Origin of the sequence: Bacillus sp. 95MFCvi2.1, assembly GCF_000374965.1 — a bacterium.
GTDB lineage: Bacteria > Bacillota > Bacilli > Bacillales > Bacillaceae_G > Bacillus_A > Bacillus_A pseudomycoides.
Map to the genome: position 1 here is coordinate 26394 of NZ_KB895724.1, position 13922 is coordinate 40315.

Sequence of the window (13922 nt, forward strand, 5' to 3'; positions counted from 1 at the left end):
TGAGCTTTTTCATATAGAAGAACTGAAATTATAATAGATGGGCCAACTTTGTAGAAAAAGTTGGCCATTTTTTCTATTCTTTTTCGCTTTATACGAATTACAGTATAGAAACAGAGGAGATATGTTGAAAATGCATGGTTGATTTAACAACATTGCAAAATCAACCATGTATTTTCAAAGTTTCTTTGCAATAAATCTTCTTTTTTGATCCAGAAATATAATAAGCCAGTGTCTCCCCAATCCATTTCAGATTCATCATTGGTATCAAGTTGTAACAGTAACATCCAATCTTGGGCGCTGCCAGGCAAATGTTTTATCTCTTGATCTGAGGGGTACCCATTTCCTAAATAGATTCCGTTTGTAACAAGATGACACTCTTCCGCCATTGCTTCTGATTGTATAGCTTGTGCGGAGCCGAGTAAATGATGCAATCCATCGATATACAATTCTTCTATTTCTTTATAAAGATCCCATTCATCATCATTTGATAAACCTGTTTCTCCGACTTTTTCTTTTGCTAATGTCCAAGTTTCTTGAAAGGAGATGATGGAAGGAGGGAACACTTCTGTTTGAAGTTCTCGTCGTTTTAGGTTTTCTATATTTTCTGTGTACAGAACGCGATGACCTCCAATATCTCTTAGGTCAAACCCCCATGGTTGTTCTTCTGCGTCATAAAAGAAATATAACATGCCCTTCGTAGGTAGTGGGTTTCCTTTGTGATAAGGTTGTATTTCTTCTAAATTCAGCTGTCCAATAAAGTGTAACGGTATGTCGTTGTATGTTGGAATCTTTAATTCATCAGGTAAGTCTGGAAAACCTCCTAATTTTGAGGTTCCCACTGCTATTTGCTCATCAGATCCTTTACGTAGACGAATTTGAATTGTTGGCTCAAGAGAATTTAAAATATGCTTTTCTAGATGCATGGCATTATATTTTTCGAGTACATTTTGTAGCGTTTTTTGCATTATGTATCACCTCGTTTTTATTGTACAACAACTTCTAGTTGCACTAGTGTTATTTTCTGAATAAAATCAAAAATATTGAAAATTATGTTAAAATAGCGTTAGTGTAGGGAAAGGGGGATTATTTTATGACAAAAGATCGTCTTGCTCAAGTAGATTTAACGAAAAGAATGGAATCAAAATCAAAGTATAATAAGAAGCTTGAAAAGTATCAAAGGCGCTTATTAGCGTTGCAGCAAATTTTACAAAAAGAAAAAATAGCCGTTATTATGGCGATGGAAGGTTGGGATGCGGCTGGAAAAGGAGGGGCAATTAAACGAATTACTGAGCATCTGGATCCGCGTGGATTTCAAGTAAATCCAATTGGTGCGCCTGCTCCTCATGAAAAACGTTACCATTATTTGCAACGCTTCTGGAGGAAAATTCCTCAGTATGGTCAAATCACAATTTTTGATCGCTCTTGGTATGGTCGTGTATTGGTAGAGCGTGTAGAGGCATTCGCTACAAAGGAAGAATGGAATAGAGCATACGATGAAATCAATGATTTCGAAAAATTATTAACAGATGATCATTACATAGTAGCAAAATTCTTCTATCATATTAGTAAAGATGAGCAGTTAGTGCGATTTAAAGATCGAGAGAAAAATCCTCTTAAGAGATGGAAAATTACAGATGAAGATTGGCGCAATCGTGAAAAGTGGGATGAATACGCCCGGGCAATGGAAGAAATGTTTGAGAAAACAGATAAACTGAATGCAAGATGGAATATTATCGCTAGTAACGATAAATTATATGCGCGTGTGAAAACATTGAAAGTGATCATTTCATTGATTGAGGATTATTTCTTGCAGCATAGAATAGAATTGCCATCATACTATTATGAAATGAAAGAAGAAAAAGAAGAGATTGAACACGTGCAAGATATAGGTCGTTAAGCTTGTATGGGGTGAATTCGATTCATTAATTATAGATTTCACCCATAAAGTGATGCAAAACAAAAGACGAGAACTTTATTAAATTATGCGTAAAAAAATGAAGAATGCAGTAGAAAAATAATGATTTTATTTATGCCCGTAAGTGAAGTTTAATGTTGTGAAAACCACATAATTATGCTAAGATTTATGTAACTTTTAATGAACGGAGGGGTCTCCTTTGATTTTAATCAGATTACGTCTCAAAGCTTTGTGCCGATAATTGAATAGCGCTCAAAGGCTCTGTCTGTGTACAGAGTGAACGGGATTGGTCTGCCTATTTTAAAGGAACCCTTTATTGAACTGATATGTGAAAAGAGGGAGGGACGAATACGCCCTCTTTTTGTTTTGCCTTTATAATAGAATGATGTGATATACGTATATGTTTTTGGAAACGTATATCATTTGTGACGTATTAACCATGTAGCAATTTGGAAGCAATGTTGCTTTCTTTTGTTTATTTGGTGTACTCTCATCCGTTTACGAAAAACACAGGCAGTGACCTGTGTTTTTTAATTTTACGTAATCGAAATGGAGGAATAAATATATGGAAGAACTAGTACAAAAAGCGATATTAGTTGGAGTTAATTTAAATAGTGAAAGTGATTTTGAATATTCAATGGAGGAGTTAACGAATCTTGCAGAAGCTTGTGATGTGGAAGTTATAGGGAGAGTTACTCAAAATTTACATCGCGTGAATCCATCACATTATATTGGAAAAGGGAAAATTGAAGAGGTTTCTGCTTTTGTGAAGGAAGCAGATGCGAATATGGTTATTTTTAATGATGAGTTATCGCCTTCACAAATTCGAAATTTAGAAGCTGACTTAGATTGTAAAGTCATTGATCGTACCATTTTAATTTTAGATATTTTTGCGCAGCGTGCTAAGACGAAAGAAGCGCAGTTGCAAGTTGAAGTCGCGCACCTACAATATATGATGCCGCGTTTAATCGGTCTTCGTGAATCTTTAGGAAGACAGAGCGGCGGCGTTGGTACGAAGAATAAAGGTGTCGGTGAGAAGAAATTAGAGCTGGACCGTCGTAAAATTGAAGAGCAAATTGCAGTATTAAATAAAGAATTAGAAGCGCTTGTTGCGCAGCGACAAACACAGCGTAAACAGCGTAAGAAAAATGAAATCCCTGTTGTTTCATTAGTGGGATATACAAATGCTGGTAAATCAACGATTATGAATACGATGCTTGAGATCTTTAACGGATCTGTAGAGAAACAAGTATTCGAAAAGGATATGTTATTTGCGACATTGGAAACATCCGTACGCAATATTGAACTTCCAGATAATAAATCGTTTTTATTAACAGATACAGTTGGTTTTGTAAGTAAATTACCGCATCACCTTGTAAAAGCATTTCGTTCTACATTAGAAGAAGTAGCGGAGGCAGATTTATTGATTCATGTGGTCGATTATGCAAATCCAAATTATGAACAATTAATTGAGATTACAAACCAAACACTAAAGAAAATTGGTGTTGAAAATATCCCGACCATTTATGCGTATAATAAATCAGATATGATGGATGTTGAAATTCCGAAAATCCAGGAGGACCGAGTATATCTGTCTGCAAAACAACAAATTGGGATTGAAGAACTTGTAGAAATGATTCGTTCTTACATTTACAAAGAGTATACAAAGTGTGAGATGTTAATTCCTTATGATCAAGGGCAAGTTGTATCCTATTTCAATGATCATGCTCATGTTGTATCTACGGGCTATGAAAATGAAGGTACAAAACTTTCACTCGAATGTAAGACGAGTGATTTTGAAAAATATAAGCGTTTTGTTATTTAAAATGAAAAAAACATTGATTTTATTTGAAATTTCTAGCTATACTAAAAATAGTGTTAATGAAATTGAAAGAACGGAAGGGTGACCCAATTACATGAAGTACTAATCCTATTTACGAAAACAAACAATTGAAGGTTATTTTTAACAGATGATTATGCTGTTATTTGTGATGCCTTTAATTTGCGTTTTTCAGAATAGGATTGGCTTTGTATAGTTGGATCTAAAAGGGATAGTCTCTTTTGGTGTACACCTATATATAATTATGCCTCCTATTCTGAATGGATATAGGGGGCATTTTTTTGTCTCCTAAACTGGATAAAAGGGGATGTTACTATGTTTTTATTAGAAGCTAATCATATAAAGTACTATGTACAGGATCGTTTATTACTAGATGTGGACCAATTGCAAATTCATCAAAATGCTCGAATTGGGTTAGTTGGTAGAAATGGAAGCGGGAAAACGACGTTATTTCAAATGTTGGCTGGAAAAATTTCTCCAGAAGAAGGAAATGTTATTCAACGTACTAGGTGTGAGCTTTTGCCGCAGCTTAAACGAACAGATACAACAAAAAGTGGTGGGGAAGTGACGCAAGAATATGTCCAAAAAGCTCTTATGAAAGATGCCGAGCTTTTACTTGCAGATGAACCGACTACAAATCTTGATACAGAACATATCGAATGGTTGGAGAAAAAGTTAAAAAGTTGGCAAGGGGCATTTATCATTATTTCGCATGACCGTGCATTTTTAGATGCTCTTTGTACAACGATATGGGAATTGAATGAAGGGAAAATAAAAGAGTATACAGGCAACTATAGTGATTATGTAAAACAAAAAGAAATAGAGCTAAATCAAGAACAATTAGCGTATGAAAAGTATGAGAAAAAGAAAAAGCAGTTGGAAGAAGCGTTAAAGTTAAAAGAGAAAAAAGCTGAAAGAGCAACAAAGGCGCCAAAAAAGGTAAGTAAATCCGAAGCGAGAATTACAGGAGCAAAGCCATACTTTGCCAAAAAGCAAAAGAAGCTACAAAAAACAGCAACGGCCATCGAAACGAGATTAGAAAAACTTGAAAAGGTAGAAAAAGTAAAGGGGCTCTCACCAATTAAGATGAATTTGCCAAATGCAGAAACGTTTAAAAACCGGATTATTCTTCGTGTAGATGGTGTAACAGGTAAAGTTGGGGAACGTGTGCTTTGGAGCAAAACAAGTTTTCACATTCGGGGCGGTGATAAATTAGCGATTATCGGTTCAAATGGAAGTGGGAAAACGACATTTGTCAAAAAAATCATGAACCAAGAGTATGGTATTAAGCTTTCACCAGCTGTTAAAATTGGCTATTTTAGTCAAAACTTAAACATATTAGATACGGAGAAATCAATTATCGAAAATGTCCAACTCTCTTCAAAACAGGATGAAACACTGATTCGAACGGTTCTTGCGAGAATGCATTTTTTCAGAGATGATGTTTATAAGCCGGTAGGGGTTTTAAGTGGTGGTGAGCGAGTGAAAGTAGCGCTGACAAAGCTATTTTTAAGTGATATTAATACTTTAGTGTTAGATGAGCCGACGAACTTTCTTGATATGGAAGCTGTTGAAGCGTTAGAGTCTCTTCTAAAAGAATATGAAGGAAGTGTAATCTTTGTCTCGCATGATCGCCGGTTTATCGAAAATATTGCTACGCGAATTTTAACAATCCGCAATCAAAAGATTGAATTATTTGAAGGGAATTATCAGCAATATAAACTCAATCAAGTGGAAAAGACGCGAGATACGAAAGAAGATAAGCTTCTTTTACTTGAAACAAAAATATCGGAAGTGCTAAGTCGCTTAAGTATTGAACCGTCCGAAGAATTAGAAATAGAATTTCAAAAACTTTTAAAAGAAAAACGAGAATTATAATTAAAGTTGATTAGAAAAAGTACATCACGACTAATGGAGTGATGTACTTTTTTTGAGCTAGGTGTTGTCTTTTGTTTTTGCTAACATGCGGATAGAACTACTGATCATGGAAGTAAGAGTGCAACACTCTTGTTTGTCTCTTTCTTCATCTTTGCTGATATAAAATAATCTAAAGAAAACTTCTTCCATTCAATTTTATAAAAATATATAAATTTAATGATTTTATGTATATAGATGAAATCGAAGTTGTGTTGCTGGAAAAAGAAATAAAACCAGTATAGAATAGAAAATGTTTTAAAAATCAGAAATTATTACAGTAAGTGTAATGTTAATTAGTTACATTTTCTGTTTTTTAGGGAAGGAGAGAGTGAATTATGCAGGCAGTTTCAAAGGAAAATAAAATAGCTTCACCAACGATATATCGTATTTTATTTGCGATTAGTTTCGGTCATTTTTTAAATGACTCGATGCAAGCTGTTGTACCGGCACTGTTTCCTATTTTGGAAAAGTCGATGAATTTGTCCTATATGCAGGTAGGATGGATTGCATTCGCGTTAAATATGACGTCATCGATTATGCAGCCGGTGTTTGGGATGTATTCAGATAAGAAACCATCTCCATTTTTATTACCGCTCGGTATGTTTTCGAGTATGCTTGGGATGATTGGACTTGCGTTCGCACCAAACTTTATTATCGTTATTATTTCAGTTTTATTTATCGGATTAGGATCAGCAGTCTTTCATCCTGAAGGCGCACGTGTTGCTTATATGGCAGCTGGTGCAAAGCGAGGGTTAGCGCAGTCAATTTATCAAGTAGGAGGAAATACAGGGAATTCTCTTGCACCAATTTTTACAGCGCTAATTTTTGTTCCGCTTGGGCAAGTTGGATCACTTGGATTCACGGCTTTTGCAGCGGTAGGTATTGTGTTATTAATTTTTGTTTCAAATTGGTACAAAAATGAGTTAGTAAATGGTGCGATGCGAAGAAAGAAACGAGCTGCACTTGAGGCGGAGAATGCAATTGTTAGTAAGCATATTAAGTTTGTAATTGTTCTTCTTGTTTTCTTAACCTTTGTTCGTTCTTGGTATGGAGCTGGCATTGGGAACTTCTATCAGTTTTATTTAATCGAGCATTATGGTGTGTCTATTAAAAATGCACAGTACTTTGTATTTGCTTTTATGATTGCTGGGGTACTGGGTACATTCTTTGGTGGGCCATTAGCAGATCGATTTGGTAAGAAAAATATTATCGTATTTTCAATGCTAGGTTCTGCGCCGCTTGCACTTTTATTACCACATGTTTCTCTAGCGTGGGTTGTGCCGTTATTTTTATGTATAGGTTTTATTAGTTCCAGTAGCTTTAGTGTTATTGTTGTGTATGCACAGGAGCTCGTTCCGGGAAAAGTTGGAATGGTGTCAGGATTAATTGTCGGTCTTGCGTTTGGCCTTGGAGCATTAGGTGCCGTTGTTCTTGGGAAATTAGCAGACGTGTATAGTCTGCAATTTATTATGGTATTATGTAGTTGTTTACCACTAATTGGACTTACGTCATGGTTACTACCAAGCGATCGAAAAACACGATAGAATAGGGGATGCGCTATGAAACTATCTCAAAATGTTACAGAATTAATTGGAGATACACCTGTCTTACGGTTATCGCGATTCGTTCCAGAAGATGCGGCAGATGTGTATGTGAAATTGGAAATGTTTAATCCATCTCGTAGTGTGAAAGACCGAGCGGCGTATAATTTAATTCATATGGCGGAAGAGCAAGGGCTCATTAAGCCAGGTGATACGATTATTGAACCAACAAGTGGAAATACAGGGATTGGTTTAGCGATGAACGCAGCTGCTAAAGGATACAAAGCGATTTTAATTATGCCAGATAATATGTCAAAAGAACGGATTAACTTGCTTAAGGCATATGGGGCTGAAGTTGTTTTGACACCCGCAGAACAAAGAATGCCAGGAGCAATTGCGAAGGCGGTAGAATTACAAAAACAAATATCAAATAGCTTTATTCCGCAGCAGTTTGAAAATCCAGCAAACCCGAATATTCATCGCTATACAACAGCTCTTGAAATTTATGAACAAATGGATGGAAAGCTAGATGCATTTGTAGCAACTGCTGGAACTGGTGGAACCATTACTGGCACAGGAGAAATATTGAAAGAAAAACTACCAAATTTATATATTGCAGTAGTTGAACCGAAAGGATCTCCTGTTTTATCTGGTGGTGTGCCGGGTCCTCATAAACTAGTTGGAACAAGCCCAGGGTTTATTCCGAAAAACTTAAATACGGAAATATATAATGAAATTATTCAAATTGCGGATGAAGAAGCGCTTAGTACAATGAGAAATCTAGCAAAACAAGAGGGAATATTAGTAGGACCATCTTCAGGTGCCTCGGTCTATGCTGCAATCACGATAGCAAAACAATTAGGTGCTGGTAAGAAAGTGTTATGTATTGCACCTGATACGGGAGAGCGTTATTTAAGTATGGGATTGTTTGAATAAGAAACATAACAAAGAAGAGATTGTATGTATCATATACAATCTCTTCTTTGTTTTATTTTACTAATTTTTTTAATATAGGTAAACGACCAATTCGATCACCAAGAATATGTGATGCTAGGCCACTTGTTAATACGAAAGTAAGATAGACAATTCCTCCAACCACGCCGCAAATAATAACGATTAGCAATGATTCGATATAAGGTTGTCCAGGGATCAACCATCCGATAATCGCTTTTAATCCTATTACGACAGCGGACATTGCTGCGGAGTAAATTGTAATAAGAAATACTGTTTTAGCTGTTTCTGCAATATCAAACTTTGCAAATTTGACGATGCAATATAGCATAATGATATCAGAAACGAGATATCCAAGAATTGTTCCAAGTACTGCTCCATGCCCACCTAATAGATATAGAAGTGGCGTATTCACTAAGATTTTTACGAGAATACCAACTGAGAATGCAATCATTGTTTTTCGCTGATAATCAATGCCTTGTAAAATGGCTGCTGAAACAGTGAAAATCGCACTTAATACTGCTGATGGTGCATAAGAAATTAAATATTGAGACCCGCCTAAAGCGGTATCAGGACTCATATATACCATGCGGAATGCATCATATGCGATGCTAGCGAGTCCAAATGCAGCAGGGATTGTGAAGAATAACAATAATTGGAAAATCTTTGTAATTTGTTCTTGTAATTCTTCTAGTTTCCCGCTTGTAAATGATTTTGTTATCGCTGGAATAATCGTAAGTGAAAATCCAGTTGCGAGCGAAGCGGGAATCATAATTAATTTTTGAGCATAGTTCGTTATATAAGCGAAAATCGCATTCGCAGTTTCAAGCGGTGTTCCAATTGCTCTTAGTGCATCAGCAACTGTATATTGATCCACTAAAGTATAAAGTGGAATAGCGATCCCTACAAAAACAATAGGGATTGCGTAACGAAGTAGCTCCATATAAATGCTTTTTAATGAAACGTTTGAAGCCCTTGTTTTTAGTTCGCCTGCAGGTGGTTTTAAATGATTATATTTTTTCCAATACATGATTAAAATTGAAACGCTGGCAATTGCTCCAATAACAGCTCCGAATGTAGCGACTGCAACAGAAGAAGCAACGGAACCACCTAGTAATTTTGAAACGATAAAACTACCTACTAAAATGAAAATGACACGTGCAATTTGTTCCACAACTTGAGAAACAGCACTTGGCTTCATATGTTGGAATCCTTGGAAGTATCCACGTGTTACACTCATTGCTGGAACAATAATGAGCGCAAAACTTAATGCTCGCATTGTAAGTGTTACATCAGCGATAAACCCCGGATCAGGTGTTTTGGAACGAATAATAAACTGCGATACGTAAGGTGCTCCGATAAATAAGATTAAAAATCCAGCGAAACCCATAAGCAGCATGATTTTTACACTAGAATTATACAGTTTCTTACTTGTGTTATAGTCACCTAATGCATTATATTTAGCAACAAATTTCGACACAGCAATTGGAATGCCGGCTGTTGAAAAGCTAAGCAAGATGCCATACCAAGAATATGCATACGCATATAAAGCAACCCCTTGTTCACCAACTAATAGTTGAAAGGGGAAGAAGTATATAAAGCCTAAAATACGCGAAATCATTGTGGCACCGCTTAGTAAAGCTGTACCTTTTAAAACTTTTGAAGTAGACAAAACCTTTCCTCCTACTCGTGCTCTGTTACAATCATCCTATACTACTATAAACCTGTCAGTGGATTTTATAAAGCATAAACCATAAGTCGTGCAATAGTATTCATCAAAAAGTCATATTTTGAATTTTTATAGCAACAAATAGCAAATTAATACATAAAAATTCAAAAAAATCAGTTGACACTCTTTTTATTGTATGATAAAAATGATAGTAATCAATTCGGAAAACATATAGTTGGGCAATGAAAGGGTAAAGTAGTGAAAATCTCCCTATGACAGAGAGCTGATGGTTGGTGCGAATCAGTATATAGATTATTCATGAAGTTCGTCCTGGAGCATCTTTCATAAATCTCACATTGTGAGGAAATGAAAGACGGTAGTATATACCGTTATCAAATAAAGTGGTGAAGAATTTTTTCACAACTAGGGTGGTACCGCGATATATATCGTCCCTACGTTTTTGCGTAGGGACGTTTTTTATTTCGGGGTTATTTTAGTTGTATCTTCATAACTAGGGTGGTACCGCGATATTTTATCGTCCCTACGTTTTCGTAGGGGCTTTTTTTATTTCGGCAGTTTCTTAGTATTCTTCACAACTAGGGTGGTACCGCGATATTTTTATCGTCCCTACGTTACTGTAGGGGCGATTTTTTGTTCCTGAAGGGAAGTGGTTGTATTAGAAAGGGAAGAGGATAGAACAATACGAGTAAGTATGAAATGTAATAATAAGAAAAAATAGAAGAAGAGAGGAGATAGAAAGATGAATTCACAGCAATGGACATCGAAATTAGGTTTCGTTTTAGCTGCAGCAGGTTCAGCAATTGGCCTTGGCGCAATTTGGAAGTTTCCGTATATGGCCGGTATTGGAGGGGGCGGTGCCTTCTTCCTAATATTCATTGGTTTTACTTTACTGATTGGTTTACCTTTATTATTGGCGGAATTTTCAATCGGAAGAAGTACGCAAAAAGAGGCTGTTGATGCGTATAGAGAGATCGCTCCTAAAACATTATGGCCGTGGGTTGGTAAGTTAGGGATTGTAACATGTTTCATATTGCTTTCTTTCTATAGTGTTGTAGGAGGTTGGATTTTATTATATTTATGGAATGCAATTACAGGTAGACTATGGGAAGGAAATGGTGCATACGAAGCAACATTTGGTGAAATCATTTCCAATCCATATTTAGCAGTTGGATCACAGCTATTATTTATTCTTATTACTATTTTTATCGTAAGTAAAGGCGTGCAAAATGGTGTTGAAAAAGTAAATAAATACTTTATGCCAGCACTATTCGTTTTGTTCTTTGTGTTAATTGTTCGTGCGCTTACATTAGATGGAGCGGGAGAAGGGGTACGTTTCTTCTTACAACCTGATTTTTCGCATGTAACGTCTGAGATTGTTTTATATGCGATGGGGCAATCGTTCTTCTCATTATCTGTCGGTGTGGCAGTAATGGTAACGTATAGCTCGTACTTGCCGAAAGAAGAAAATTTACCGCGTTCAGCATTTTCTATTGTTGGTTTAACACTTGTTATTACATTACTTGCGGGACTTGCAATTTTCCCGGTTGTATTTGCATTTGGAATGGAGCCATCTCAAGGACCGGGATTACTATTTATTGTATTACCAGCTATCTTCAGTAAAATGGCATTTGGAAAACTATTTTTCATTATTTTCTTATTACTATTCTTTTTTGCTACTGTAACATCTGCAATTTCTATGTTAGAGATTAGTGTTGCTTCCTTAACAAAAAAAGGAAAGGGAAAACGTGAAAAAATGGCATTGATTGTTGGATTACTAATCTTTGTTGTTGGAATTCCATCGGCACTATCATATGGTGTATTAAGTGATGTGAAGCTTTTTGGAAAAACAGTGTTTGATTTAGCAGACTTTGCAGTAAGTAACGTTCTTATGCCGCTTGGTGTATTATTAGTTGCAATTTTCGTGCCATTAAAAATGAAGAAAGATGTATTAATGAAAGAACTGGGTGTCAGTAAAAATAAAGGCTATAAATTATTTGTATTATGGTTATTCTTACTTCGCTATATCGCACCAATTGCAATTATTATCGTATTTTTAAATGTAATTGGAGTGATTTAAAGTACAAAAGGCTCTAGCATAACGTTATGCTAGAGCCTTTTAATTATAGAATTATCTTTTCTGCAATTCGTTTACTGTAACAAATTGATAGCCTTTTTTAGATAAAGAATCTAAAATGCTTTCAATGGTCTTTAAGGCATTATTAGAATCGTCATACATGGAATGTAATAAAATGATAGATTCAGGTTCTACATTTTTTGTAGGACCATCATCAAAGGTTAGGGCGACGACTTTTTGATTTGTTTCTACCCGATTTGTTAATTTACCAAATAGTTGATACGTTCGTGAATTCATTAATTTATAAGTTCCAAAGAGTAGGAAGAGAAGAGTGGTTAGTATAATCAATGATGTAATGATTCTTTTGTTCATAAAGCGCCCTCACATTATTTTTAATTTTAAAAAGTAGTGGGATGCAAGTGAGGAAAATTTATCATATAATAAAGTTGAATCAAAAGGTATATTAGGAGGTGTTGATATGGCGATTACAATACAATTGCCAGACACTGCAGCGTCTCATGCAAAGCCAAGTATGGAAATGGCGATACTTTGCGTGAGGTAGACAAGTAGTATTCAATCGCCAAAATGAGCTCGTATCATTTCTTTTATATTTGGCTTTGCACCTTATTGAAATGAACCATAAAAAATAAGGGGCGAGCAGAAATGAAATACGTAAAGGCAGCGACTGTTTTACCAGAAAACTTAATTGCAGAAATTCAAAAGTATGTACAAGGTGAAACAATTTACATTCCAAAACAAGAAACTAAACATTATAAATGGGGTACACGATCTGGCGGAAGAAAGCAACTTGATGCACGGAATAGAGACATTAAACATGCTTTTAAAAGTGGAACTACCATTCATCAATTAGCAGAGGAATACTTTCTTTCTACGGAAACGATAAAAAAAATCGTGTATTCAAAATAATAATGAAAAAGCACTGATTATTCAATTAGAAATAATCAGTGCTTTTTGTGTATACTTTGTTTATGAATCGTTTTCGACATTTTATAAAATAAGTGTATTGTATACAATAAAAAGAGATCAACAATTTGTATGGAGTGATAATAATGGAAGCATTTATAAGAAGTGATCAATATAATTTTATAAAATCACAAACTCATATTCTAGCGCATGGACACGCAACAGCAAACGATAGAGGTGTTATTGCTGCGCTGAAGTCTCTTGCAATAGAAAAAGTGTTACATGTTTTTGAAAATCTTACTGATGAACAAAAAAAAATAATCGATACGATTTTGGCAGTTGAAAATAGAGAGAAGGCAGAAGCGTTTTTACTTCAGTTAAATCCATATGTTATTCCGTTTCAGGAAATTACACCACAAGCGTTAAAAAAAATATTTCCTAAAGCTAAAAAATTGAAGCTTCCTGAAATAGAAGAAATAAATATGAAAGAAATGTCGTATTTAGGTTGGATTGATAAAGGAACGGGCAGAAAGTTTATTATAGCAAAGAACGGAAATAAGTTTGTTGGCCTACAGGGAACATTTCAAAGTATAAATAAAAAGAGTATTTGTTCATTGTGTCATGGTCACGAAGAAGTAGGTCTGTTTTTAGTTGAAATAAAAGGTGATGTACCAGGTACTTTTGTTAAAAAAGGAAACTATATTTGTAAAGATAGTATAACATGTAATCAGAATATGACTTCGCTTGATAAATTACATGACTTTATTGAGAGATTGAGGAAATAAATTATTGCAAAAGATCGTACTAAACTACATTCATCACTATAATTGTGTGTGAGTTCAAGAAAACAAAAATGACCTGTTCCCTAAAGAATAGAGGGAACAGGTCTAGGGATACTTTTCAATAGGTAGGAGATGTAAATCTCTACTCATTGAAATTCACTTAGATCATAACGCCATTATCTGCAAAGTGATACCACTTTCCATCAATGAACAGGTAGCTAGTAGCCATGGAACCATTTGTATTTAGATAATACCAAGTAGATCCTTCTTTTAACCAGCCAGTAGCCA

At 35.3% G+C, this 13922-nt stretch carries 11 protein-coding genes, 1 pseudogene and 1 other annotated feature; of the genes and pseudogenes, 8 read left to right on the forward strand and 4 right to left on the reverse strand.

Going from position 1 to position 13922, the window contains the following annotated elements; genetic code table 11:
* Positions 1–143: 143 nt before the first annotated feature.
* Positions 144–965, reverse strand: coding sequence for a YwqG family protein (locus tag C568_RS0126805; RefSeq protein WP_006094444.1), 822 nt, complete (start codon positions 963–965; stop codon positions 144–146).
* A 125-nt stretch (positions 966–1090) separates the two neighbouring features.
* Between C568_RS0126805 and C568_RS0126810 the strand changes: the two genes are divergently transcribed.
* The 5 genes from C568_RS0126810 (at position 1091) to cysK (ending at position 8149) form a co-directional block, all read left to right on the forward strand.
* Positions 1091–1897 (forward strand): polyphosphate kinase 2 family protein, encoded by an 807-nt coding sequence (locus C568_RS0126810; protein ID WP_006094445.1) that lies wholly within the window; start codon positions 1091–1093, stop codon positions 1895–1897.
* Positions 1898–2480: 583 nt separating this feature from the next.
* Positions 2481–3740: a GTPase HflX gene (gene hflX / locus C568_RS0126815; protein WP_018783275.1), complete on the forward strand. Its 1260-nt coding sequence runs from the start codon at positions 2481–2483 to the stop codon at positions 3738–3740.
* Positions 3741–4070: 330 nt separating this feature from the next.
* On the forward strand, positions 4071–5633 hold the full coding sequence (locus C568_RS0126820; RefSeq protein ID WP_003203794.1) for a Vga family ABC-F type ribosomal protection protein: 1563 nt from the start codon (positions 4071–4073) through the stop codon (positions 5631–5633).
* 374 nt (positions 5634–6007) lie between these two features.
* Positions 6008–7216, forward strand: a complete 1209-nt coding sequence (locus C568_RS0126825; protein ID WP_006094448.1) for an MFS transporter — start codon at positions 6008–6010, stop codon at positions 7214–7216.
* 15 nt (positions 7217–7231) lie between these two features.
* Entirely contained in the window at positions 7232–8149 is a 918-nt protein-coding gene (gene cysK, locus C568_RS0126830) for a cysteine synthase A (protein ID WP_006094449.1), read from the forward strand.
* 52 nt (positions 8150–8201) lie between these two features.
* Here the strand turns inward: cysK and C568_RS0126835 are convergent, their stop codons facing one another.
* Complete coding sequence (locus C568_RS0126835; RefSeq protein ID WP_018766689.1) at positions 8202–9836, reverse strand: putative polysaccharide biosynthesis protein; 1635 nt, start codon at positions 9834–9836, stop codon at positions 8202–8204.
* A 230-nt stretch (positions 9837–10066) separates the two neighbouring features.
* Positions 10067–10290: a binding site (T-box leader), on the forward strand.
* Positions 10291–10593: 303 nt separating this feature from the next.
* On the opposite strand from C568_RS0126835, the gene C568_RS0126840 reads away from it, so the two are divergent.
* Complete coding sequence (locus tag C568_RS0126840; protein WP_003203801.1) at positions 10594–11931, forward strand: sodium-dependent transporter; 1338 nt, start codon at positions 10594–10596, stop codon at positions 11929–11931.
* 51 nt (positions 11932–11982) lie between these two features.
* On the opposite strand, the gene C568_RS0126845 is transcribed toward C568_RS0126840, so the two are convergent.
* On the reverse strand, positions 11983–12300 hold the full coding sequence (locus C568_RS0126845; protein ID WP_018783276.1) for a hypothetical protein: 318 nt from the start codon (positions 12298–12300) through the stop codon (positions 11983–11985).
* Positions 12301–12591: 291 nt separating this feature from the next.
* On the opposite strand from C568_RS0126845, the gene C568_RS0126855 reads away from it, so the two are divergent.
* Together C568_RS0126855 and C568_RS0126860 are read left to right on the forward strand one after the other, a co-directional pair.
* Positions 12592–12855 (forward strand): CD3324 family protein, encoded by a 264-nt coding sequence (locus tag C568_RS0126855; protein WP_003203805.1) that lies wholly within the window; start codon positions 12592–12594, stop codon positions 12853–12855.
* A 143-nt stretch (positions 12856–12998) separates the two neighbouring features.
* Complete coding sequence (locus tag C568_RS0126860) at positions 12999–13637, forward strand: FusB/FusC family EF-G-binding protein (RefSeq protein WP_018783277.1); 639 nt, start codon at positions 12999–13001, stop codon at positions 13635–13637.
* Between the two features lie 157 nt (positions 13638–13794).
* Here the strand turns inward: C568_RS0126860 and C568_RS36170 are convergent.
* Positions 13795–13922 (reverse strand): annotated as a pseudogene (locus tag C568_RS36170) (N-acetylmuramoyl-L-alanine amidase family protein); the annotation flags it as partial.